General features: G+C 71.7%; 15 protein-coding genes and 1 riboswitch. Of the genes, 14 read left to right on the plus strand and 1 reads right to left on the minus strand.

Going from position 1 to position 23,896, the window contains the following annotated elements; all coding sequences use genetic code 11:
• Positions 1 to 77: 77 nt before the first annotated feature.
• The 11 genes from K318_RS23760 (at position 78) to K318_RS0110965 (ending at position 19,379) form a co-directional block, all read left to right on the plus strand.
• Positions 78 to 2,711, plus strand: a complete 2,634-nt coding sequence (locus tag K318_RS23760) for a helix-turn-helix transcriptional regulator (protein WP_029089512.1) — start codon at positions 78 to 80, stop codon at positions 2,709 to 2,711.
• A complete protein-coding gene (locus K318_RS0110920; protein WP_029089513.1) occupies positions 2,708 to 5,602 on the plus strand; it encodes a LuxR C-terminal-related transcriptional regulator in 2,895 nt (964 codons plus the stop codon). The genes K318_RS23760 and K318_RS0110920 overlap by 4 nt, the downstream gene beginning before the upstream one ends.
• Positions 5,603 to 5,778: 176 nt before the next feature.
• A riboswitch (glycine riboswitch) is annotated at positions 5,779 to 5,942 on the plus strand.
• Between the two features lie 137 nt (positions 5,943 to 6,079).
• Complete coding sequence (gene gcvP / locus K318_RS0110925; protein ID WP_084500061.1) at positions 6,080 to 9,091, plus strand: aminomethyl-transferring glycine dehydrogenase; 3,012 nt, start codon at positions 6,080 to 6,082, stop codon at positions 9,089 to 9,091.
• A gap of 242 nt (positions 9,092 to 9,333) precedes the next feature.
• Complete coding sequence (locus K318_RS0110930) at positions 9,334 to 10,611, plus strand: glycine cleavage T C-terminal barrel domain-containing protein (protein ID WP_029089515.1); 1,278 nt, start codon at positions 9,334 to 9,336, stop codon at positions 10,609 to 10,611.
• A gap of 161 nt (positions 10,612 to 10,772) precedes the next feature.
• Complete coding sequence (gene gcvH, locus K318_RS0110935) at positions 10,773 to 11,171, plus strand: glycine cleavage system protein GcvH (RefSeq protein WP_029089516.1); 399 nt, start codon at positions 10,773 to 10,775, stop codon at positions 11,169 to 11,171.
• A 265-nt stretch (positions 11,172 to 11,436) separates the two neighbouring features.
• Positions 11,437 to 12,864, plus strand: a complete 1,428-nt coding sequence (locus tag K318_RS0110940; RefSeq protein ID WP_029089517.1) for an L-serine ammonia-lyase — start codon at positions 11,437 to 11,439, stop codon at positions 12,862 to 12,864.
• Between the two features lie 653 nt (positions 12,865 to 13,517).
• Entirely contained in the window at positions 13,518 to 14,384 is an 867-nt protein-coding gene (locus K318_RS21195; RefSeq protein WP_169721462.1) for an IclR family transcriptional regulator, read from the plus strand.
• 168 nt (positions 14,385 to 14,552) lie between these two features.
• Complete coding sequence (locus K318_RS0110950) at positions 14,553 to 15,719, plus strand: thiolase domain-containing protein (RefSeq protein WP_029089518.1); 1,167 nt, start codon at positions 14,553 to 14,555, stop codon at positions 15,717 to 15,719.
• Positions 15,719 to 17,533, plus strand: a complete 1,815-nt coding sequence (locus K318_RS0110955; protein WP_051297885.1) for an AMP-binding protein — start codon at positions 15,719 to 15,721, stop codon at positions 17,531 to 17,533. Before K318_RS0110950 ends, K318_RS0110955 begins: the two co-directional genes overlap by 1 nt.
• A gap of 74 nt (positions 17,534 to 17,607) precedes the next feature.
• On the plus strand, positions 17,608 to 18,426 hold the full coding sequence (locus tag K318_RS0110960) for an SDR family NAD(P)-dependent oxidoreductase (protein ID WP_029089520.1): 819 nt from the start codon (positions 17,608 to 17,610) through the stop codon (positions 18,424 to 18,426).
• A 128-nt stretch (positions 18,427 to 18,554) separates the two neighbouring features.
• Complete coding sequence (locus K318_RS0110965) at positions 18,555 to 19,379, plus strand: SDR family NAD(P)-dependent oxidoreductase (RefSeq protein WP_084500066.1); 825 nt, start codon at positions 18,555 to 18,557, stop codon at positions 19,377 to 19,379.
• 105 nt (positions 19,380 to 19,484) lie between these two features.
• Here K318_RS0110965 and K318_RS0110970 read toward each other — a convergent pair whose 3' ends face one another.
• Positions 19,485 to 20,444, minus strand: a complete 960-nt coding sequence (locus K318_RS0110970; RefSeq protein ID WP_029089522.1) for a DUF296 domain-containing protein — start codon at positions 20,442 to 20,444, stop codon at positions 19,485 to 19,487.
• Positions 20,445 to 20,712: 268 nt separating this feature from the next.
• On the opposite strand from K318_RS0110970, the gene K318_RS0110975 reads away from it, so the two are divergent.
• Genes K318_RS0110975 through K318_RS0110985 form a run of 3 tightly spaced genes read left to right on the plus strand, consistent with a single transcriptional unit; the run spans position 20,713 to position 23,896 of the window.
• Positions 20,713 to 21,723 carry a DctP family TRAP transporter solute-binding subunit gene (locus K318_RS0110975; protein WP_029089523.1) on the plus strand — a complete coding sequence of 337 codons (1,011 nt, stop codon included), beginning with the start codon at positions 20,713 to 20,715 and terminating at the stop codon, positions 21,721 to 21,723.
• A gap of 35 nt (positions 21,724 to 21,758) precedes the next feature.
• Positions 21,759 to 22,385: a TRAP transporter small permease gene (locus K318_RS21200; protein WP_051297886.1), complete on the plus strand. Its 627-nt coding sequence runs from the start codon at positions 21,759 to 21,761 to the stop codon at positions 22,383 to 22,385.
• Positions 22,382 to 23,896 (plus strand): TRAP transporter large permease, encoded by a 1,515-nt coding sequence (locus K318_RS0110985; RefSeq protein ID WP_029089524.1) that lies wholly within the window; start codon positions 22,382 to 22,384, stop codon positions 23,894 to 23,896. The genes K318_RS21200 and K318_RS0110985 overlap by 4 nt, the downstream gene beginning before the upstream one ends.

The raw sequence follows: 23,896 nt of genomic DNA on the forward strand, positions 1-23,896 counted from the left end.
CCGCGTGCTCCCCCACGCTGCGGAGAGTCGCTCCGCCAGACGACGGAGTTCTGCGGCACAGGAGGTGCGACCCGCACATGGACGATCGACGCACGGAGGCGAAGGGCGGGGAGACGCCCCTCCCGGCACTTATCGCGCGCCTGAGCGACCACTGCCGCTCCCATCGCGGGGCCGTGGTGTCGCTGACGGGGACCGTCGGCGCCGGCCAGCGGCAGGTCCTGCAGATGCTGGTGCGCTCCCTCATGTGCGACGGCGCCCCGGCGGTGCTGCGTGAGTGCGTCTCCCGCAGACTCGGGCCGGACGCACCCGTCCGCCGCTTCGAGGCCCTGGACGGCGGAGCCGAGGCGTCTCCCGCCGCACTCCTCCGCCGGCTGGTGCCGCAGGACGGCACCGGCGGCAGCCGGGTCATCGCCTTCGTCCCGCATGCGGACCTGCTCGACGACGACTCCCTCCGCCTCCTCGACGCGCTCGTCCACAGCAGCGCCCATACCGTCGTGCTGGCCAGCCTGCAGATCCCGCAGCGCTATCTCGAGATCCTCGACTCCCCGCGCGGGCTGCACGCGGAGCTGCCGCCGCTGACGCCCGCGGACGCGGCGGACATCGTGGCCCGCCGGACCGGCGCACCGCCGACCCCGCAGGCGCTCGCCTACCTCCTGGAGCAGGCAGGCGGCATGCTGGGCCTCTTCCACGCCGTCGTGCACGTGGGCCGGAGCGAGCAGTGGCTGCAGCACCGGGGGGACTGGACCGTCATCGCGCGCTCTCCGCTGTGGCTGGACCGCCGCTGGGCGCTCAGGTTCCATGACAGGTACGCGGAGGTCGTCACGGTCGCGGGGCTGCGCCTGCTGGAGCGCGCCGCACTCACCGGCCGGGCTCCTCTGCGGGAGGCGATGGAGGACCCGCTGCGGCGAGCGGCTGCCGTGCGGCTGGAACAGGCCGGGATCGCGCACGTGTCCGGCGGCGCCCTGCGCATCCGGCAGCCCGTGGTCGCGACGGCCTTCGAGCTCGCAGGCTCCTCCTCGCCGGAGGCGCAGGACGACTGGGAGCGCGCCGTCGCCGAGGACGCTCCCGACCGCTCCCCGCTCATGGCGCTGGCCTCGGGCATCCCCGTGGCACCGGCCGAGCTGGGCCGGGGTGCGGTCCTCGCCTCCGGCGACGGACGCCTGCATCAGGCGTACGCCCTGCTCAGCCCGGTGATGGACCCGGGGCCCCGCACCTTCTTCGCACGTGCCACCATCGAGGCCTCCGCGGCACGCCCGCACAGGGCGCTGGACACTCTGCGCGCAGCCGCCGAGCGCGCAGCCGCGGCAGGCGACCGCGTCTCCCAGGCCGAAGCCGAGGCCGTGGCCCAGTTCGTCGTCGCCGCCAGCTTCCGCTTCGAGGAGATCGTCTTCGCCCCGGCGCCGCCGGTCGATGAGTCGCTCCTGGGCCCGGGCTCCTCGGGGCTGTACCGGGCCGCCAGGGTGATGCGCAGCTTCGCCCTCGCGCTGTGGGCGGTGCACGAGCCCGCCTCGGCACCGTGGTCCGCGGAGGGGCCGGCGGATCACCCTGCGTACACCGGCACGGCGCTCCCGCCGCACCAGGAGCCGACGACGGAGGCGGGCGCACCGGCCGGGGAGTCGCTGCCGGTCAGCATCGGCGACCGCCTCATGGGCGGCCGCAGCAGCGAGCTCGCGTACGCCTGCGAGCTGACTGCTCAGGCGTGTCTGGCTGTCCTGCAGGACCGGAGCGAGGACGCCCGCGCCCTGCTGGCGGAACTTGCGGCAGTGGACTGGGTGCGATTGCCGCTGCTGGGGGTGGTCTGGTGCCGCGAACTTCAATTCTTCACCCGGCTGCTGCTGGAGTTCGACGCCGACCCCTGCACTGATCGCTGGCTCGCCGAAGCCCCCATCGGCATCCGCCTGCAGGCCGCGGTGCCGACGGATTCCCTCGAACTGGTCGGCGGGCTCGTACGGGGGGAGCCGATCGCCCAGCTGCAGGAGCAGCTGAGCATGCTGTGGGCGAAGACGGATACCGAGCTGCTCAAGGGCACCGTCACACGGGGGCTGATGGAGATGATGGACCGGGCAGTGCCCGGGACCGTGAGCACCGGGCTGTCGGGACCGCTCGGTGCGGAGCTGCGTGAGGGTCCGCTGCCCGCGGCCTACGAAGCCGAACCGGGTCTGAAGATCATGGCGGAGTTCGCGAGGCTGCTGCACGGTCCCGTCGACGTGCTGGACGCCGCACATATCTTCGCCGGCAACTCGTACGGGGTGCTGGTCCGTCGGATGCTCGTCCGGACCGTCATCATCCGCAGGGCCCCGGAGCTGCCTCCGAGGATCTGCGCTGATCTTCGCCGTACCGCTGAGCACGTGGGGGTTGAGCCCGAATGGCTGGCCCTGGCGCAGGCATGTGCGGCGCAGGACGAGATCGCCTACGAAGAGGCCCGGGCACAGGCTCACCGCAGGCATCCCCGTGTGCACGTCGCGCCGTGGAACGGCGGGTCCCCGACACGGGACGGTGCTCCGGAGACGATGTTCCGTCACGATCGCCTCTCGGTGCTCTCTCCGCGTGAGCAGGAGATCGCACGCGCCCTCGCTGAGGGCCGCACCACGGCGGAGGCGGCCGGGCTGTTCGGCGTGTCCGTGAGGACGGTGGACACGCACATCCGCAGCATCTACCGCAAGCTCGACGTGCACAGCCGCACGGAGCTGCGTGCGGAGATCGTGCTGTGAGGGCGGGACCCCGGTCTCGCGAGCAGGGAGAGCCGCACGGACAGGACACGGTGGAGCCCGTCCCGCAGGAAGCGCCCCCAGCGCTCGGGATCGCCGCTGCCAGTGCCCGCGCTCTCGTGGCCGAAGAGCGGGCGGCAGCACTCGTGCTGCCCGGGCTCTGGGGCATGGGCGGCGTGCTCGCGGCTGCCGCACAGACCCACGGCCGGGAGCCGGACCTCGTGCTCATCGGCGGTCTCGGCGGCCCCGGCGCATTCGCGGACCTGCTGACGGCGCTGCTGGCTGCCGGTGTCGGCGTCGAGACCACCGAGCAGGCGCTGGAGGCCTGGGACCGCCTGTGCGCCGGAGGCGCCTACGCGGTGGTGCGGGAGGCTGCCGCGCTCGATCCGGAGACCGCCTCCCTGCTCACCCGCGCCGTCCATGACTCCCGGCTGCGGCTGCTCGTGCTCATGCGCACCGACGAGGATCTCTGTCCACCGCTGCGCACCCTCCTGCGCGGAGGGAGCCTGGTGTGGGCCAGAATCGCACCGCTGAGCGCTCAGGAACTCGCGCAGAGGCTGCGCACGGGCCCGGGCGTGACCGGCCAGACCGCGGTGCTGGACCGGGTGCACGACCTGACCGCGGGGCACCCGGAGCTGGTGGACCAGCTGCTGGCGGCTGCGGTCGGGACGAGCGTCCTCGTCCGAGTTCCCTCCGGCTGGCTGTGGAGCTGGGACGAGGACGCGCTCAGGACAGCCCTGCGCCCGGTGTGCGCCCGCCTGCTCACGCACTTCAGCGGTGAGCACGGATTCATCGTCCGGCACACCGGACTCGCCGGGGTGCTGCCCGAGGCGCCGGTCGAGGCCGCGACCAGCTGGTCCACCGTCCTCGACCTGCTCAACCTGGGCGTGCTCACCTGGAGGCACGATTCGGCACCCGGCTGCTCCTCCCTGCAGCTGGCCCCGGAGATGCTGCTCTGGGCGGTTGAGGACACGACCTCGGCGGGGGAGAAGGCGGCGGCCTGGTACGAGTTCGGCCACGGGATCACGGCCGCGCACGGGGACCGCAGCGTCCAGGCGGCGTTGGCGGCCTGGAGGACCTGCGCCGAGGCTGAGCCGAGCACGCAGACAGCGGCGGCCCACGTTCGCACGGCGCTGTCGCTGGGCTGGTACCCCGCGGCCCAGCGCCTGCTCGCCGGGCTGCCGGGTGTGACAGAGGGAGCCCGGACGCTCCGAGAGGTCGGGCAGGGCGGGGCTCCCGTGCTCGGTGCGGCGGCGGACCCTTTCGCGCTGGAATTCGAAGTGCTGCGCGCGGAGCTCGCCTGGGCACATGGGAACGAGGACCGTGCGCTGTCTCTGGTGGCTGCGAGCAGCCGCTTCCTGTGGCCGGACGCCGTGACGGCTCCGGCGGAGACCCGGGGCGCCGCGGCGAATGCGTGTGCTGCGCCGGAGCATCTGGCCGTGCTCCCTGCGGCATCGCGCGCGGAGACGGTGCTGGGCCGGCGGCAGAGCGGGCCGGCCTATGCCGCTGCGCTGCTGATCGCGCATATCGGGCTGTTCCATCCGGAGCGGGCGCTCGCGGCGCTCACGGGCCGGGAGCCCGCGGCGACAGGTCCTGTCGACGAGGCCCAGTTCCGGCTGGGGGTGGCCCGGGGGAGGGAAGCTGGCCTGACGCTGCTGGCCGATGTCATCGCTCTGCTGCACGCAGGCCGGAAGGAGGAGGCCTTCACCCAGGTCCGGCGGCGCTGTCTGGAGGTGGGGCCGGAGGAGAGCGCCCTGGCACGGCTGTGGGTGGGGACGAGCCTGGGCCTCGGCGGGGCACACGATCGCGGCCGTCATGTCCTCGTCGAGCTGCTGGAGGAGCTGCACCGTGAGCAGGGCCCGCCGCACGTGGCCGAATCCGTGCGCGGGGTGCTGCTCCTCATCACGATGCACGTGGGCTGGGACCCCGAGGTGTTCCTCACCACCGTGCACCGCGCGCATCAGCGCCATCCCTGGCAGCCGGGCCTGGCCGCGGCACAGGAGCTGGTCTCCGGGACGCTGGCGATGCAGGACGATCGGATGCTCAGCTGTGTGCGCCATGCCCGCGGGGCGGTCGCCGCGACCGCGGGCGCCGATCCCTTCGGCCTGCGTCCCACCGCCCTGGCGATGCTGGCGGCGGCCGCGAGCTATCTGCCGCAGCGTCCGGAGGCGGAACTCGGGGAACAGGCGCGGGCCGAGCTCCGGCAGATGGGCGGACTGCGGGGCATGCCCTATCTGCGGTTCTTCGCACAGGCGCTCGCGCTCGTGGGCGGCGGCCCGCCGACTCCCGAGGTGGCCGAGGCGATCGTGGAGGTGGCGAGGCAGGCGCATGCGGCCGGCTATGCCGCGCAGTCGCAGCAGGTGCTGATGCTCGCGGTGCTCGGGGCGTCCCCCACGGCTCTCGCAGCGGTGCTGTCCGACGGCTGGCAGGCGCACAACAGCAGGGCCGGGATGGTGCGGATGCTCGCGGCGGCCCTGCGGGCCTGCCCGGAGCCGGCCGCGGCGAGCGCGGTCTTCTCCACGGTCGAGACCTTCCTCACCTCACGCTCGCGGTTCCTGGCGCATGTGGTGCTCGCGGCCCGCTGGAGCGCGGAGACGGACGGGGGCGGGCAGCCCTCGACGCAGCTCATGAGGCTGGTCCTCCGTGCCCGGGCGGAGGCGGAGGAGGACCCGTGGCTGTTGGACCAGTTCGCACAGGAGCTGTGGCTGAGCGAGCGGGAGCGGACCATCGTGCGGAGCCTGCGCGACGGCGAGCGGACGGCGACCGTGGCAGGGCGGCTCAGCCTCTCGCCGCGCACGGTGGAGCGGCTGATCTCCCAGCTGCTGCGGCGCTTCCGGTGCACTGACCGCCTGGACCTGGTGAGGCTGCTGGAGAGCTTCGTCCCGGAGGAGTGAGAGGTTCCGTCGCCGCGCGGCGGAACCGCTCACTCCTCCGGTCATCCGGCACTTTCCGACGGTGCGGGCACGTGGCATGGTGCCCGCGCCGTCAGAAAGTGCCCGGAGCGGCGAGGAGACGGCCCCTGTTGGCCCCTGCCCGCCGCGTCCCCTATCCTGGTCCGTGACTGCCGTTACGACACATCGTGGGAGAGCCGCGCGTCCGCGAACGGCCGGGCAGGTCCGCTCCGGACCCGCACGGACCTACGCAGACACACGGTCCGGCCGGCAGGCCGGGCAGCGGCGCCGTAGGTGCAATCCCTCCCCGGGAAACTCTCAGGCCCAGTACCGCGATGCGCAGGCACCTCTGGAACGGTGATCCGTTCGCAGCGCCCCACCGGCGCTGCGGGCCGCGGATCACGGCGACAGAGCGGGGAGGACGAGCCCATATGCGAGCCCGTCCCCCAGGGGTGCGGGCACACCCAGTGGAGGAGTTCCATGACCGCCGTTGCCCAGGACGCACAGACCGCACACGCGCAGGCCGACAGCCCGCAGGCCGCACCGACGCAGCCCGGCCCCGATGCCGCGCAGACCCAGCTGGTCCCCCTGGCCGGTGACGCTCCCCGGCCGTTCGCGGACCGGCACATCGGTCCCCGTGCCGGCGAGACCGAGGCGATGCTCGCCGCAGTGGGCTTCGACTCCACCGAGGCGCTGGCCGCCGCTGCCGTGCCGGACTCCATCGTCCAGGAGACCCCGCTCGGCACCCCGGCCATGAGCGAGGTCGAGGTCCAGGCCCGCCTCCGCGAGCTCGCCGCGAAGAACACCGTGCGCGTGCAGATGATCGGGCAGGGCTTCCACGACACGGTCACCCCCGCGGTCATCCGCCGCAACGTCGTCGAGAACCCCGCCTGGTACACCGCCTACACCCCCTACCAGCCGGAGATCAGCCAGGGTCGCCTCGAGGCGCTGCTGAACTTCCAGACCGCGGTGCAGGACCTCACGGGCCTCGACGTCGCCAACGCCTCCCTGCTCGACGAGTCCACCGCCGTCGCCGAGGCCGTCCTCCTCATGCGCAGGGCCTCGAAGAAGGGCTCGGCCGTGGTCCTCGACTCCGAGCTGCACCCGCAGTCCATCGCCATCGTCCGCGCCCGCGCCCGTGCCATGGACTTCCAGGTGCGCGTCGAGGACCTGTCCGCGGGGCTCGTGGGCGAGGATGTCTTCGGCATCGTCTGCGCCCAGCCCGGCACCTCGGGCGTGATCCGCTCCTTCGACGCGGCGGTCACCGGTGCCAAGGAGCGCGGCGCGCTCGTCACGTTCGCCGCGGATCTCCTCGCGCTCACCCTGCTCGCCTCGCCGGGCTCGCAGGGCGCGGACATCGCGGTGGGCAGCGCCCAGCGCTTCGGCGTCCCGCTGTTCTTCGGCGGACCGCACGCCGGCTTCATGGCCGTCCGCGCCGGTCTGCAGCGCCAGCTCCCCGGCCGCCTCGTGGGCGTGAGCCACGACGCCGACGACAAGCCCGCGTACCGTCTCGCGCTCCAGACCCGCGAGCAGCACATCCGCCGCCAGAAGGCCACGAGCAACATCTGCACCGCGCAGGCGCTGCTGGCCAATGTCGCCGGCTTCTACGCCGTCTACCACGGCCCCGTGGGCCTCACCCGCATCGCCTCGCGCCTGCACCGCCTCGCCGCCGCCTTCGCCGCCGCGGCCGTCACCGCGCCCGGCACCTCGCTCGCGGGCGAGGAGGGCCAGTTCTTCGACACAGTCGCGCTCACCGTCCCGGATGCGGACGCCGCCCTCACCGCGGCCGATGCCGTGGGCGTCAACATCCGCCGCATCGATGCGACGACGGTGGGGGTGAGCTTCGGCGAGCCGCACACCGTCGCGGAGGCGAACATCCTCCTCGAGGCGCTCGGCGCGCAGGAGGCCATCGACGCCGAGGCGTTCGCCGCCGCAGGGGCAGAGGGCTCCTTCGGCCCGGCCCAGGTGCCGGCCCCGGCCTGGAGCGAGGCCCTGCACCGCGAGGGCGAGATCCTCACGCACCCCGTCTTCCGCACGCACGGCTCGGAGACGCAGATGATGCGCTACCTGCGCACGCTCGCGGACCGGGACCTCGCGCTCGACCGGACCATGATCCCGCTGGGCTCGTGCACCATGAAGCTCAACGCCGCGGTGGAGATGGAGGCGATCACCTGGCCCGAGTTCGCCTCGATCCACCCCTTCGTCCCGGCCTCGCAGTCCGCGGGCTGGCGCGAGCTCATCGCCGACCTCGAGAGCCTGCTCGTCGACGTCACGGGCTACGATCGCGTCTCCCTCCAGCCCAACGCCGGCTCCCAGGGCGAGCTCGCGGGCCTGCTCGCGATCCGCCAGTACCACCTGGCGAACGGCCAGCCCGACCGCCGCATCTGCCTCATCCCGCAGTCCGCGCACGGCACCAATGCGGCCTCGGCGGTGCTTGCGGGCCTCGACGTCGTCGTGGTGGGCACGGCCGAGGACGGCTCGATCGACCTCGCGGACCTCGATGCGAAGATCGAGAAGCACGCCGAGGCGCTCGCGGCGATCATGATCACCTACCCCTCCACGCACGGCGTGTTCGAGGAGGACGTGCGCACCGTGTGCCGGAAGGTCCACGAGGCCGGCGGCCAGGTCTACGTGGACGGGGCGAACCTCAACGCGCTGGTCGGCCTGGCGCAGCCGGGTCAGTTCGGCGGCGACGTCTCGCACCTCAACCTGCACAAGACCTTCTGCATCCCGCACGGCGGCGGCGGACCGGGCGTGGGTCCCGTGGCCGTCCGCGAGCACCTCGCGAAGTACCTGCCCGGCGATGCGCGCGATGCGCAGCTCGTGGCCGGCGGCGAGCAGGCCGCTGACCTGGGTCAGCCCATCAGCAACACGCTGTTCGGCTCCGCCGGCGTGCTGCCCATCAGCTGGGCCTACCTGCGCCTCATGGGCGGCGAGGGCGTCACGGAGGCCACGCGCACCGCGCTCCTGAACGCCAACTACGTCTCCCGCGAGCTCGCCGATGCCTTCCCCACCCTCTACACGGGCGACTCCGGGCTCGTGGCGCACGAGTGCATCCTCGACCTGCGCGATCTCACGGCAGCGACCGGGGTGACCGCTGAGGACGTGGCCAAGCGTCTCATCGACTACGGTTTCCACGCGCCCACCCTGGCCTTCCCCGTGGCCGGCACCCTCATGGTGGAGCCCACGGAGAGCGAGGACAAGGGCGAGATCGACCGCTTCATCGAGGCGATGCGCTCCATCCGCGCGGAGATCGATGCGATCGGCGAGGCCTACTCGTACGAGGAGTCGCCGCTGCGGAACGCCCCGCACACCGCGACGAGCGTCATGGACGACTGGGACGGGGCGTACTCGCGCGAGACCGCGGTGTTCCCGGTCCACGGGCTGCGGCTGACCAAGTACTTCCCGCCGGTCCGCCGCATCGACGGAGCCTACGGGGACCGCAACCTCGTGTGCTCCTGCCCGCCGCCCGAGGCCTTCGAGACGGCCTGAGACCGGGATGCCGTCCGGCGGGGTCGCTCCCGCCGGACGGTCCGGCCTCGGTCCGCCCCACGTATGTGCGTTCTCCGGTCTTCGCCGCTGATCACCGCAGAACGCACATACCTCCGGTGCGGGGCTTCGGGCACGTATGCAGTTCATCCGCGGATGCGGCCGACTGCACGCAGAATGCACATACCCGGAGCTGGTGACCACGGCTCCGCAGACAGACTTCCTCCTACGACAGGGGTTCATCCATGACCAGGACCACCGCCCTCCACGGGCTGCACGCGCAGCTGGGGGCCTCCTTCACCGACTTCGGCGGCTGGGATATGCCGCTCAAGTACGGCTCCGAGCTCGCCGAGCATCGCGCGGTCCGCGTCTCGGCCGGCATCTTCGACCTCTCCCATATGGGCGAGGTGCGCGTGACGGGTGCGGACGCCGGGGCCTTCCTCGACTACGCGCTGCTCGCGAAGTACTCGATCCTGCGGATCGGCAAGGCGAAGTACGGCCTCATCCTCGACGAGGCCGGGCACATCCTCGACGACCTCATCACCTACCGCCTGGGCGCCGACGAGTTCCTCGTCGTCCCCAATGCGGGCAATGCGCAGGCCGTCGCCGAGGCGCTGGCCGCCCGCGCGCAGGAGTTCACCGGAACCGTGGTGCCCGGTGCGGCGGTGACCGTCTCGGACGAGTCCGAGGCGACCTCGCTCGTGGCCGTCCAGGGTCCGCAGTCCGAGGCGATCCTGCTGGCGGCCCTGGCTGCTGCAGGCGGGGACGGGGCCGAGGGGGCGTCCCCGCAGACCGGGTCCGGTTCCGCTGAGGCCGGTTCTGCAGGATCCGGCGATGGGCAGGCCGAAGCCGTGCGTGCCCTCGGCTACTACGCCTGGACCCGCCTGGAGCTGCCGGTGGGCACGGCGGATGCTGCGGCCTCGGACGCCTCGGACGCCTCGGACACGACGTCCGGCACCGTCCCCGTCCTGCTCGCGCGCACCGGCTACACGGGCGAGGACGGCTTCGAGCTGTACGTGGCGAACGCGGATGCGGCACCCGTGTGGCACGCACTCACGGCCGCCGCGGAATCGGCCGGCATCGCGCTGCTGCCCTGCGGCCTCGCCGCCCGCGACTCGCTGCGCATGGAGGCGGGCATGCCCCTCTACGGCAACGAGATGGACCGCACGAGCGTCCCGGCCGACATCGGGCTGGGCCGGATGGCGGCCAACGCGCTGAAGAAGGAGCACGTCTTCGCACGTGCCGCGCTCGAGGCGCAGGCGGCCGAGGAGCCCGCCCGCGTCCTCGTCGGCCTCACCTCGGAGGGCCGCCGGGCCGCGCGCGCCGGCTCCGCCGTGCAGGCGGACGGTCAGGAGGTCGGGATCGTCACCTCGGGCCAGCCCTCACCCACTCTGGGCCGTCCCATCGCGCTGGCGCGCGTGGACCGGGCGCTTGCGGAGCCCGGCACCCCCGTCGTCGTGGACATCCGCGGCAAGGCGCACGAGTTCGCCGTCGCGGCGCTGCCCTTCTATTCGCGCGGCTGATCGCCGCACCCCGGCCCGCACGGCTGACCGGCCCGCACGGCTGGCCAGCCCGCACGGCTCACCGGCCGCCCGGGCCCGGCGGACGGCCCACCCCAGGCCGCCGTCCCCGAACCGTCCCAAGCACCCTGAGAAGCAGACATCCTGAGAAAGAGGAAATCATCATGGCCGAGCTCCCCCCGCTTCCCGAGAACTTCTCCTACTCCGCGGAGCACGAGTGGGTGAACGCCTCCGCCGATGCCGTCGCCGGTGCGACGGTGCGCGTGGGCATCACCGCCGTCGCCTCCGATGCACTGGGCGAGGTCGTCTACGTCGAGACCCCCGGTGTGGGCGATTCCGTCACCGCCGGCGAGGTCTGCGGCGAGGTCGAGTCCACCAAGTCCGTGTCCGACCTCTATTCGCCCGTGAGCGGCGAGGTCGTGGCGGTCAACGAGTTCGTGTCCGGGAACCCGGGCATCCTCAACTCGGACCCCTACGGCGAGGGCTGGCTCTTCGAGGTCGCCGTCACGGAGGCGGGCGAGCTCATGGACGCCGCGGCCTACGCCGAGGCCAACCACGTCTGACCTGGCCTGCCCCGGCACTGTGGTCTGCCGTGCGAACGCGGAAACCCGGATCCCGTGTTCGCAGGGCAGACCGCAACGGCGGCGTCTGTCTCCTCGGGCCACGATGGGGCCGCCCGCCCTGCGGCTCCGGATGACCCCACGGTCTTCTTCTCTGCACTCCTTCCCCTGGGCCTTCCTCTCCTCTGCTTTCCGATCCCCTGGCTTTCCCCCTGACCTTCCGCCTTTCCCCGTTCCCCGCAGCGCTGCGGGCGATTGGAGCACCACCATGCCGATCAGCGTCTTCGACCTCTTCACCGTGGGCATCGGCCCGTCCAGCTCTCACACCGTGGGCCCCATGCGGGCCGCCGCCGGATTCGTCGCCCTCGTGGGAGCACGCGCCGGCGAGGTGCGCTCACTGGAGGTCGACGTCTACGGCTCCCTCGCTGCCACCGGCAGGGGACACGGCACCTTCGACGCGATCCTCCTGGGGCTGGAGGGCTGTGATCCGGAGTCCGTGCTCCCCGATGAGGTCGATGCGCGGATCGCGCGGATGACGGAGTCCGGGATCGTGCGGTTCGGCGAGGCCTCGTCCGCGACCGAGGGGTCCGTCGAGATCCCCTTCCGCGTCGAGGACATGCGGCAGCGTCCGCTCACGGTCCTGGAACGGCACACGAACGCGCTCGAGCTGCGCGCGCGGGGCGCCGACGGCGAGGAGCTCGCACACGAGACCTACTATTCGGTGGGCGGCGGCTTCGTCGTCACGCACTCGGACGAGGAGCGAACGGTGCTGGGGGCCGAGGCGGAGGAGTTCGCCCGCGAACCGGCCACACCGTACGACTTCCAGACCGGGGCAGAGCTCATGGAGATCGCGAACCGCGAGGGGCTCGCGATCTGGGAGGTCATGCTCGCCAACGAGATCGGCGCGGGCCGGACCGAGGGCGAGATCCGCGAGGGGCTGCTCCACATCGCGCAGGTGATGGAGGAATGCGCACAGAACTCACTCGACCGCTCGGGCTTCCTGCCGGGCGGGCTCAAAGTGCGCAGGCGTGCCCACGACTGGCACCTGCGGCTCAAGGCGGAGGATCCGGACCGGGACCCGCGCTTCTACCAGGAGTGGGTCAACCTCATCGCGCTGGCGGTGAACGAGGAGAACGCGAGCGGCGGCCGCGTCGTCACCGCACCCACCAACGGTGCGGCGGGCATCATCCCGGCCGTGCTCCACTACGCGCTCAACTACGTGGACTGGGTGACAGAGGGCGGCGACGAGGCGCGCGAGGAGGCGACCGTCCGCTTCCTCCTCACCGCGGGGGCGATCGGGGTGCTGTACAAGGAGCGCGCCTCGATCTCCGGCGCCGAGGTCGGGTGCCAGGGCGAGGTGGGCTCGGCCTCGTCGATGGCCGCAGGGGGACTCGCGCAGGTGCTGGGCGGGACCGTCGAGCAGGTGGAGAACGCCGCGGAGATCGCGATGGAGCACAACCTCGGGCTCACGTGCGATCCCATCGCCGGTCTCGTGCAGGTGCCGTGCATCGAGCGCAACGCGATCGGGGCCGGCAAGTCGATCAACGCGGCGAAGATGGCGCTGTGGGGCGACGGGCAGCACTTCGTCTCCCTCGACGAGGTCATCGCCACGATGAAGGCCACGGGCGAGGACATGAGCCACAAGTACAAGGAGACCGCGATGGGCGGCCTCGCCGTCAACGTCGTGGAGTGCTGAGGACGCGCCTCGGGCTGTCCTCGCGTCTCAGTCTGCTTTTGCGTCTCGATGCCCACTCGCGTCTCAATCCGCATCGTCTCGAGGCGCGTTCCTCGACGCACAGTGAGACATGAGCAGGAACTGAGACGTGAGCGCGCAGGGGCGGCCGAGGCGGCCGTGCACCCCTGCGAATCGGCGAACTCGCCCTTGCGAACCGACAGACTGCCGGCAGTCCGGAGCCATGTCCGCCGTCCTCACCAGGCGCGATGAACCTGTGGCCGCCGAACGTCTGCGCTGCTTTCCTGCGTTGGGCATCGAGATGAAGGCGGCAGCCTCGTGCACCTCCCGGCAGTTCACGGATTTCGAGAGCCACCGGGAGGCCCTGGGGATCGAATCACCGCAGGTGTGGTCCTCGGCACCGCGAACGCCGGATACCGCTATGCGGAGAAGCTGTACGGGTTGCCGATTTCCGCGCTGTGGAAGCTGCGCGCATGACCGGCCGCGAGCACCGGAGGCCTGAGATCCCAGTGGGGCGGGGCGCGAGCTGGTTCCACACACTGGGACTCCAGGGTGAGTGGCGTGAGGCTGCAGTCTGCTGAGCCGCAGTCGCGACATGGTCCGCATGCCGGTACATGTGTTGCGATCTGAGGGTGCAGTGCGCCACACTCACGGCTATGAGCGAAGGCGCGATATCAGAGGGCGGTTCCATGCAGCGGAACTACGGCAATCGCTCTTTCCGGCGTGCGGCCGTGATCCTCGACGCGCTCGCCCGCGCCCAGGAGCACATCGGCGCGCCTCTGTCCCTCACTCGGCTCACCGAGGAGACCGGCCTCGCGAAGTCCACCGTCCACCGCCTCCTGCGCGCGCTCCAGGACGTGGGCCTCGTCAGCGGCGACGGAGACGGGCAGTACGTGCTCGGCCGCGGCCTCGTGCGCCTGGGCAGGCTCGCGCGCGGCGCGCATCGGGATCTGGACGCCATCGGAGACGCCCTCGCCCGGCTCGCCGCCCTCACCGGGGACACCTCCTTCTACACCGAGCGCTCCGGGACCATCGCCGTGTGCCTCATGCGCGAGGACGGCAACGGTCCGTTCCGCAACAACGTCCTCGCGGTGGGCGACAGGCATCCCCTGGGCATCGGCGGCGGCTCGCTCGCGATCCTCGCCGCACTTCCTCCGGCGGAGGCCGCGCGCATCACGGAGGAGAACCTGCGCGCATACGGTGACGACACAGAGGCCGGCGCGATCCTGCGCAGCGAGCGCTATGCCCGCGCCCTGCACGAGGCGAGGAGCACCGGCAGGGCGGTGAACCCCGGGCTCGTCGTGGACGAATCGTGGGCGGTGGGCGTCGCCGTTCCGCCTCCCGGCCGCACGTCCGCCTCGGAGGGGGCCGAGCCGGTCCCGGACGATGAGCGCGAGGCCTGGGGCGCGCTCTCCGTCGCGAGCATCCGCAGCCGACTGCAGGAGCCGCGCCTCTCCCAGATCACGGCTGCGCTGCGGAAGGAGGCGGCGGCCCTGGCCGAACGAGCGCGGTCCGCATCCTGAGCCGCCCCCTCGTCCGCGCCTCGTCGGAGGCGCCCTCCGCCCGCAGACCTCCGACCGCCGGCACCACGCATGCCCCGCTTACGGCAGCGGCCCGGATCCGGGGCCGCCGCACCCAGCGACTCAGACTCAGTTACCGACACCCATTGACCCAGACCCAAGGAGATGGAGATGACGACACCGGCGATCATCGGCTGGTCCCACCTGAAGTTCGGCAGGAGGGACGACACCCTGCAGGAGATGATGGCGGAGGCCGCCCGCGGAGCGCTGGAGGACGCCGGCCTGGCCCCCGGCGACATCGACGCCGTCCACGTGGGCGTGTACAACACGGGCTTCAGCTCGCAGGGCTTCGACGCCGCGCTGCTGGGTGTGGAGATGCCGGAACTGGCTCAGACCGCGGCCCACCGGCACGAGAACGCATGTGCGACGGGCTCGACCGCCGTCTTCGCCGCACACGACCAGGTGGCCGCCGGCCGTGCGAAGGCCGTGCTGGTCATCGGCGCGGAGAAGATGACGGCGGTCTCGGGCGCCCAGGTCAACGACGTGCTGCTGACGGCCTCCTACCGCGCCGAGGAGGAGCAGTACGGCTCCTTCGCGGGGGTGTTCGGCGAGCTCGCGCGCCGCTATGCGGATCGCTACGGCGACATCGGGGATCCGCTCGCACGGATCGCCGCGAAGAACCATGCCAACGGCGCCCACAACCCCCTCGCCCACATGCAGAAGGACCTCGGCTTCGAGTTCTGCTCCGCGGTGAGCGAGAAGAACCCCTATGTGGCCGAGCCCCTGCGCCGCACCGACTGCTCGATGGTCTCCGACGGCGCCGCCGCCCTCGTCATCGCCGCCCCCGAGGTCGCCCGGAGCGCCGCGAAGGGCGTTGCCTGGCGGGGGATGGGCAATGCCAATGAGGCGCTTCCCCTGTCCCGGCGCGCAGATCCGCTCGTGCTCTCCGGCGCCCGCGCCGCGATGGAGCAGGCGCTCGCCCAGGCAGGCGTCGGGATCCTCGATCTGGACCTCCTCGAGACCCACGACTGCTTCACCGTCGCCGAGCTGCTCGAGTACGAGGCGTTCGGCCTCGCGGAGGAGGGCAAGGGCGCCGAGGCGATCGAGTCCGGCCTGACGACGATGACCGGGGCGCTGCCGGTCAACCCCTCCGGCGGGCTCAAGGCCAAGGGCCATCCCATCGGCGCGACGGGAGTCTCGATGCACGTGATGGCCGCCTCTCAGCTCACCGGCACGGCTCCCGGGCTGCAGGTGCCCGAGGCCGCGCTCGCCGGCGTCTTCAACATGGGAGGGCTCGCAGTGTCCAACTTCGCCTCCGTCCTCGAGAGGGTGCGCTGATGACCATGACTGCACACGGCTCCTCCGCACCGGAGGCTCAGCGGGTCGCCCAGGCTCAGCAGTCCGGTGAGCGCTTCTCCCCGCCGGTGCCCGAGGGGTTCGCGCTGCCGGAGCTCCCCCCGGTCTCTGCGGCCTCGCCCGCGGCGGCCTTCGCCCCCGTGCCGCGGCGCGCGGTCAACGTCGCGCAGTTCCTCCGGCAGACCGCCGCCCGGCTGCCCGAGCATCCTGCCGTGATCGCAGGCGGCACCTCAGCGGGCGGGGAGACCGCGCTGAGCTGGGCCGAGGTCGACGAGCGGGCCTCGGCGCTCGCGGCGGCACTGCTGGCCGGCCGGACCCGCCGCCGCGACACCGTCATGCTGGTGGCGGACAACTGTCCCGATGTCGTGACCGCGTTCTGGGGCATCCTGCGCGCCGGCGGGGTCATCGCCCCGCCCAATGCGAAGCTCTCCGTCGAGGAGCTGCTGGGCATCGCGGAGGAGGTGCGGCCGGCCGCGGTCCTCGCCGATGCCGCGCATGCGGAGTTCGTGACGGCGCTGCGAGAGACGGGCTGGGACGGCGACGTCCTCACGGTGGGCGAGTTCGACTCGCTGCCGGCGGCGCCGCAGCAGACGGATGCGCCCGTGGACGAGGACGACCCGTGCTGGTACTTCTTCACCTCGGGCTCCACGGGCAGGCCCAAGGCCGCGGTGTTCACGCACCGGCATCTGGCGGCCGTGCTCGCCAACCACCACGGCGACCTCTTCCCCGACGAGGGCGAGGACGGGGCGAGCCTCGTGATCGCCCCGCTCTCGCACGGAGCGGGCATCCACATGCTCGCCCAGGTGTTCACCGGCTGCGCCTCCGTGCTGGTGCCCGGCCCCGGCTTCGACGCCGGTCTCGCATGGGAGCTCATCGATCGGCACGGGGTCACCAACGCATTCACGGTCCCGACCATCCTCAACCGCCTCGTGCAGGCCTATCCGACCGACCGGGGGCCGGAGGACCACACCCTGCGGTACGTCGTGTACGCGGGCGCCCCCATGCTCGCGACCGACCAGGCGGCGGCGCTGGAGCGGCTGGGACAGTGCCTCGTCCAGTACTTCGGCCTCGCCGAGGTCACCGGCTCGATCACGGTGCTGCGCCGGCACGAGCACGGGCGCATTCCCGCCGATGCCGCGGGGATCGGCACCTGCGGGCGGGCACGGACCGGTGTGGTGGTCTCGATCCGCGACGAGTCCGGCCGTGAGCTGCCCGCGGGCGAGCAGGGGGAGGTGTGCGTCTCCGGTCCCACGGTCTGCGCCGGCTACCTCGGCAGGCCCGAGGCCAATGCGGAGTCCTTCGCCCACGGCGTGTTCCACACCGGCGACGTGGGCTACCTCGACGCCCGGGGCTACCTGTTCCTCACTGGACGGAAATCGGACATGTTCATCTCCGGCGGCTCGAACGTGTATCCGCGCGAGGTCGAGGAGGCGATCCAGACCTTCCCCGGTGTGAGCCAGACCTGTGTGGTGGGCGTGCCGGACCCGGACTGGGGCGAGATGGGCGTGGCCGTCGTCGAGCTTGAGAGCGGTGCCCCTGGAAGGACGGGCGCACCCGGCACCGAAGCCTCGGCGACGCAGTCCGCTTCCGAGGCCGCAGCGCAGCCCTCGCTCGAGGCCGCAGCGCAGCCCGAGCTCGCCGCCCGCCTCAGAGCGCACCTCAAGGAGCGCCTGGCCGCCTACAAGGTGCCCAAGGAGTACGTGTTCGTGGCGCAGATGCCGGTGACCGCGTACGGCAAGATCGCGCGCAAGGAGCTGAGAGCCGAGCTCTCCGCAGGAAGGGGGCGGGCACGATGAGCCCCAACTCATCGAGTGAGCGGTTTCCGTCGGATCGCGGCGCCCAAACCGACACATACCGCTCACGTGACGGAATGAAGAGCGGACGGCTTCGGGAGGAGACCGTCCTCGCGGTGGGCTGCGGTTCGCCGGACGGGCAGACGAACAACGGCCTCGCCGCCGCCCGGGCGTTCCTGGCCGAGGGCGCGCGGGTGTGCATCGCGGATCGGGAGCCGGCCGCGCTGGACGCCGCGGAACGGGTGCTGCTGGAGGAGGCCCCGGAGGCCGCGGACCGGCTCCTGACGCGGGTGGCCGATGTCGCCGACGAGTCCCAGCTCGCCGCGGCCGCACATGCGTGCGCCGAGGCATTCGGCGTGCTCACGGTGCTCCACTACAACGTGGGCATCGTGGTCAACGGGGGAGTCGAGGAGCTCGACATCGCGGGCTTCCGCCGGGCGCTGGACATCAACCTCACGGGAGCCTTCGCGGCGATGAAGCACGCCGTGCCGCATATGCGCGAGGCCGGCAGGGGGTCGATCATCACGGTGTCCTCGGCCGGCGGACTGCGCTGGATGGGCTACGACTATCCGGCCTACGCGGCCTCGAAGGCGGGACTCATCGAGCTCACGAACGCAGTGGGCATGCGCTACGCCCGCGAGGGCATCCGTGCGAACTCGATCGCTCCGGGACTCATCGAGACCCCGCTCATCCACACCTCGATCGTGGGCCACCACGAATCGCGGGAGGCGATGCTCGCGGCCCGGCACGCGGCCAGCCCGACGGGCCGGATGGGCACTCCCGAGGACGTTGCGCAGGCCGCGGTGTTCCTCGCCTCGCCGGAATCGGCGTACGTCAATGCCACGACCGTCCCGGTGGACGGCGGGCTCATCCACTCCTCGTTCGCCGCCCACTGAGCGCGGCGGACGGGACGGCTCCTCCGCCCGCTGCGGCAGGGGAGCCGCTCACTGCGCCCACGGCCTCCGCTGTGCGGCGCCCGCACCCGCGGCGCGGGAGCGCCGGACCGAACCCACAGGAGTCAGTCATGGATGGAACACAGTCATCGGCGGGTGCGGCGCAGAGCCGCACCCCGGACCCCGCGGTGCTCACCGAGAGCCTCGCCGGCCACCGCGCGCTCGTCACGGGCGCGGCGCGGGGGATCGGCTATCGGATCGCCCTCGCGCTCGCCTCTCGCGGCGCGACCGTGGGGATCGTCGACCTCGCGGGCGCACAGGAGGCCGCCGAGGCGCTCACGGTCGCGGTGCCGGGGACCAGGGCGACGGGGATCGACCTCGACGTCCGCGATGCCGAGGCCGTCACCGGCGCCGTGAACGGCTTCGTCGAGGAGTTCGGCGGGCTCGAGATCCTCGTGAACAACGCGGGAACGGCCGCGCGCAAGCGCCTCGACGAGATCACCGCCGAGGAGTGGGAACGCGATCTGTCCACCAACCTCGGCGGGACGTTCCACTTCACCCGTGCGGCGCTCTACCCGCACATGGTCGAGGCCGGCGCCGGCTCGATCGTCAACATCTCCTCGATCTCCGGCATCAACGGGGGTGCGGTGTCCGACGGCGAGGCCGGTGCGCGCTCCGGCCCGGCCTACTCCGCGAGCAAGGGCGGCATCATCGCGCTCACCAAATGGGTGGCGAAGGAGGTGGGCGTCCACGGCATCCGCTGCAATTCCGTCGCGCCGGGTCCGGTCGAGTCCGCGCTCACGGAGGGACAGGCCTACGACCTCTCCGGGCAGGCGATCAGGCGCATGGGCCGGCCCGAGGAGATCGCCGGGGCGGTGGCCTTCCTCGCCTCTCCCGCCGCGGAGTTCGTCACGGGCCAGATCCTGCGCGTGGACGGCGGTGCGGTGATGAGCTGAGGCGGGCGCAGGCTCCGGGGACGGACTCCGGAGCCTGCGCTTCCTGCTCGTCCCGGGTGCCCGCGTCGTCCTGTCGGGTGGTGCCGGGCGGTCGCCGACCCTGCGTCAGCCCCTCGGACCTGCGAGCATGAGATCGTAGGTCGCTCCCACGACATTGCGGCCGACCGCCAGCGATCCGGAGTGGACCGCGCCGTGCCGGTCGATGAGCGAACAGGTCAGCGCGGGCGCGCCCTCGCCCAGGATCCCGCTCAGCGTGATGACCTCCGTCGCGGGGCCGTCGACCACACGTCCGCCCTCGTAGAGCGCGCCCACGAAGCTGCCCGTGCCGCCGCGAACGCTGCCGCCGGCCAGCCCGTGCTCGGCCGAGAGCGAGGCGATCACCTCGCCGAGATCGACATTGGGCCGCACCCGTGCGAACACCGCGGTGCGGTCCCCGCGGAGGGCACCCTCGGTCTCGGCGATCGCGCCGCCTCCGGAGGTCCCGCGGCCGGCGGCCGTCAGCGGAGGCTCCGGCGCGAAGACCGGCAGCAGGGTCTCCTCGCACGTGCTGTTGACCAGGGACATCCCGTAGAGCGGCCAGACCACCGCATTCGTCAGCGGGCCCGCGGTCGTGGTCTCCGGCCACAGGTGCCCGCCCAGCAGCTCGCCGTCCGCCGCCTGCCAGGCGGCGTGGAAGTGCACCCAGCGGGTCAGCGGAGCCTCCGGTGCCGTGCGTCGATATCCGACCGTCGCGGTCCCGGCCGTCACGACCCCTGAGCTCTCGTGGGTGTCGGAGTAGAGCATGGGGCGGACGTCGTCGCCGTAGGCGGGGAAGCAGTAGGAGATGCGCGGAAGCAGAGCACCGGAGAACTCGACGACGCCTGAATCGGCGCCCGTCGCCTCGACGGCGGCGACGACGGCGTCGATCAGCGGCCATTCGGTCTCGGACGCCACGTGGGCCGGGAGGAGATCTGCGGTGGAGAAGGGCTGCGTCCTGCCGACCCGCACCGTCGTGCGCGACCCGGCGACGATGCCGGGGTGCGTGACCGGGCGGCCGGGGACGATCCCGTGACGGTCGTTGTCCATGCGGGAACTGTATCCGGAACTGGCTTCGAGCGTCTCCGTGAGTTCCACTGAGCGGGACAAGTATCGCGGTGCTTGACCCGTCTTTCCGGGGATGAGCGATGATCACAGGGCTGCCCAGGTCGCCTGAGGTCCGTATCGTGGAACATTGCTTGTGCGCTATCTCACGGATGAGTACATTCCCTTCCATGCGCTCGGCGGGATGTCGTCGGGTGGAGACCCAGGACCCGGTTGCCGGGCTGCCCCTCAGAGGGACCTCAAAGGAGAGACGATGAAGAACAAGGCACTGCTGGTGACCGGCGCGATGGCCGCCACTGCACTCGTGGCCTCCGGCTGCTCGGGCGCGGGCGGCGGTGAGGGCGGCGGGTCCTACACCTGGGACTTCACCATCACGACCTCGGACAGCTCGACCTGGTACGAGGGTGCGGAGCGGTTCGGCGAGCTGCTCGAGGAGAAGTCGGACGGGAGAATGACGCTGAACATCGTCGCGAATGAGCAGCTCTCCGGCGGCGACCCGGCCGCCGGCGTGGAGATGCTCGCAGACGGAGGCAAGGCGTTCTCCTACAACTCGCCCATCATCTACTCGGGCATCGACCCCCGCTTCGGTGCGATCACGGCGCCGTTCCTCTACGAGAACATCGAGGAGGCCGATGCAGTGCTCGCCGGCACCGGCGCCGAGGCCTACGACCAGCTCACCGAGGAGATGGGCATCGAGTTCCTGGGCTTCGGCGAATCCGGCTTCCGCCAGCTGACGACGGCGGACCGGGAGGTCACCGCGCCCGAGGACCTCGACGGTCTGAAGTTCCGCGTGGCCGGCTCTGCCCTGTTCCTCGACATCTACCGCGAGATGGGTGCCGATCCCGTGTCGATGAACTGGGCGGAGGTCTTCACCTCGCTGCAGAACGGGACGATTGACGGGCAGGAGAACCCGATCGACATCATCCACTCCTCCAGCCTGTCCGAGGTGCAGAGCCACCTGACCCTGTGGAACTACGTCTATGACCCGCTCATCCTCGGCATGAACAAGGGCATGTTCGACGAGCTGAGCGAGGAGGACCAGCAGATCGTCACCGAGGCCGCGGCGGAGGCCAATGAGTTCCAGGTCCAGGCGAACCGCGACAAGGCCGATGAGCAGCTCGCGGAGCTGCAGGAGACGATGCAGGTCGTGGAGCTGAACCCGGAGCAGCGCGAGGTGTTCCGCAGCGCGATGGAGCCGGTCTACGAGAAGTACGAGGCCGAGTGGACGCCCGAGATCTTCGAGAAGGTCCAGCCGCAGGGCTGAGCGCACGCTCAGCCCCTCCCCGGAAGCCGGTGCCCATGTTCGACAAGGTCCTCACCCTCACGGAGAACGTCCTCATGGCCGTGACGTTCTTCACGATCACGATGGTGGCGTTCGTCAACGTCGTGGCGCGCTACGTCTTCAGCGCCTCGCTGTCCTTCACGGGCGAGCTCATCGTCAATCTGGCGGTGCTGCTCACCCTCGTGGGCGCCTCGGCGGCGACTCGCATGGGGTCGCACCCGGGGTTCAGCCTGCTCCGCGACTCCCTGCGCGGAGGGCGGCGGATGGCCGTCGCCCTGGTGATCTGCGCGGCGATGTTCGCGTTCTACGCCGTCTTCTGCTGGCTGGGCCTGGACATGGTGCAGAAGCAGGCGGCGAGCGGCCGGCTCACTCCGGCGCTGGGCTTCCCGCAGTGGATCTTCTCCCTGGCGCTGCCGTTCGGTGCGCTGCTGGGCGGGATCAGGACGGTGCAGATCGCCGTCATCGAGCTGCGCGGTGGGCAGGCGCTCGTGGGTGAGGAGTCCGAGGCCATCGAGGCCGCCGAGGCCGTCCGGGCGGAGTATGCAGAGCCGCCGGTCGCGGCCGCCGGGCGGTCCGGAGAGACCACGCGGCCGGCCGGTGCGCCGCGAACCGCAGGACACGAGCAGGGGGAGTCCCAGCCATGATCGAGCTCATCCTGTTCGGCACCTTCGCGGTGCTGCTGTTCCTGGGCGTGCCGGTGGCGTTCTCAATGGGCGTGGCCGCCTTCGCCGCGATCATCTGGCAGGGCGGCGTGCATGCGCTCGTCCCGGCCTCGGCGGTGCTGTACGCGGGGATGTCCTCGGAGACGCTGCTCGCGATCCCGTTCTTCATCCTCGCGGGCACGATCATGGAGGTCACGGGCATCTCCGCTCGCCTCATCGCGCTGGCGGATGCCTGTGTGGGGCACCGGAAGACCGGCATCGCTCTCACCACCATCATCGTGGCGCTGCTGTTCTCCTCGATCTCCGGTTCGGGGCCTGCGACCGTCGCGGCGATCGGCGGCATCCTCATCCCCGCTCTGGCGAAGAAGGGCTATGCGAAGCGGCATGCGGCCTCGCTCGTGGCGAGCGCGGGCGAGCTGGGCATCATCATCCCTCCGAGCATCGCCTACATCGTCTTCGCGGTGGTCGCGGCCGACTATGAGCGCGTCTCCATCGGCCGTCTGTTCATGGCCGGTGTCATCCCCGGGCTGACCCTGCTGGTGGCGCTCTACGCGGTCACGTTCTTCCTGCCCCGGGTGGGCGAGATCGCGAAGGCGAGCGCCAGGGAGCACGCCGACCGAGCGCTCGACCGCGTGGGCCTGCGCGCCGGGGGTGCTTCCGGGCAGGGCTCCGCGACCGCTGCGGGCGCAGCTCCGGGTGAGGTCGCAGCCTCGGGCTCCACGGCCTCGGGCGTCGGCGCGACCGCTGCGGGCGCAGGGGTCGCGAAGGCTGAGCGTTCCGAGCCGGCTGCCGTGGGTGTGGACGTGGTCCGGACGGTGCGCGCTCCCTGGTCGGAGATCTGGCGGGCGTTCTACCGGGCGGTGCCGGGTCTCCTGGTCCCGGTGATCATCCTGGGAGGCATCTACGGGGGCATCTTCACGCCCACGGAATCCGCGGCGGTGGCCTGCGTCTACGGCCTGGTGGTGGGGCTGTTCGTCATGCGGGAGCTGTCCCTGCGCGAGCTGTACCGCGTGTTCACCGCGGCGGGCCTGGCCTCCGGGCGGATCATGCTCATCATCGCGACGGCCACGGTCTTCGCCTATGTGATCACCCGCAACCAGATCGCGCGGACGGTGGCGGACTGGCTGCTCGCGCTCACGGACAGCTGGGTCCTCCTGATCCTCATCATCAATCTCATGCTGCTGATCGCGGGCATGTTCCTCGACGCGATCTCGGCGTTCTACCTCTTCGTGCCCCTGTTCGTGCCGGTCATGCTGGAACTCGGCATGGACATCACGACGATCGGCGTGATGATGACGATGAACCTGGCCCTCGGCCTCATCACGCCGCCGGTGGGCATCGACCTGTTCGTGGCGGCGGGCATCGCGAAGATCCCGTTCGCGGAAGCGGTGAGGGGCATCGGGCCGTTCCTCGCGGCCGGCATCGCCGTGCTCATGCTCGTGACCTTCGTCCCCGCGCTGTCCAACTGGCTCCCGGATCTGCTGGGGCTGTGA

The organism is Brevibacterium album DSM 18261 (assembly GCF_000426445.1).
GTDB lineage: Bacteria > Actinomycetota > Actinomycetes > Actinomycetales > Brevibacteriaceae > Brevibacterium > Brevibacterium album.

Bases quoted from the DNA above. Each gene is read 5' to 3' on its own strand.
- K318_RS23760 (WP_029089512.1), top strand. From the start codon at position 78: ATGGACGATCGACGCACGGAGGCGAAGGGCGGGGAGACGCCCCTCCCG.
- gcvP (WP_084500061.1), top strand. From the start codon at position 6,080: ATGACCGCCGTTGCCCAGGACGCACAGACCGCACACGCGCAGGCCGAC.
- K318_RS0110930 (WP_029089515.1), top strand. From the start codon at position 9,334: ATGACCAGGACCACCGCCCTCCACGGGCTGCACGCGCAGCTGGGGGCC.
- gcvH (WP_029089516.1), top strand. From the start codon at position 10,773: ATGGCCGAGCTCCCCCCGCTTCCCGAGAACTTCTCCTACTCCGCGGAG.
- K318_RS0110940 (WP_029089517.1), top strand. From the start codon at position 11,437: ATGCCGATCAGCGTCTTCGACCTCTTCACCGTGGGCATCGGCCCGTCC.
- K318_RS21195 (WP_169721462.1), top strand. From the start codon at position 13,518: ATGAGCGAAGGCGCGATATCAGAGGGCGGTTCCATGCAGCGGAACTAC.
- K318_RS0110950 (WP_029089518.1), top strand. From the start codon at position 14,553: ATGACGACACCGGCGATCATCGGCTGGTCCCACCTGAAGTTCGGCAGG.
- K318_RS0110955 (WP_051297885.1), top strand. From the start codon at position 15,719: ATGACCATGACTGCACACGGCTCCTCCGCACCGGAGGCTCAGCGGGTC.
- K318_RS0110960 (WP_029089520.1), top strand. From the start codon at position 17,608: ATGAAGAGCGGACGGCTTCGGGAGGAGACCGTCCTCGCGGTGGGCTGC.
- K318_RS0110965 (WP_084500066.1), top strand. From the start codon at position 18,555: ATGGATGGAACACAGTCATCGGCGGGTGCGGCGCAGAGCCGCACCCCG.
- K318_RS0110970 (WP_029089522.1), bottom strand. From the start codon at position 20,444: ATGGACAACGACCGTCACGGGATCGTCCCCGGCCGCCCGGTCACGCAC.
- K318_RS0110975 (WP_029089523.1), top strand. From the start codon at position 20,713: ATGAAGAACAAGGCACTGCTGGTGACCGGCGCGATGGCCGCCACTGCA.
- K318_RS21200 (WP_051297886.1), top strand. From the start codon at position 21,759: ATGTTCGACAAGGTCCTCACCCTCACGGAGAACGTCCTCATGGCCGTG.
- K318_RS0110985 (WP_029089524.1), top strand. From the start codon at position 22,382: ATGATCGAGCTCATCCTGTTCGGCACCTTCGCGGTGCTGCTGTTCCTG.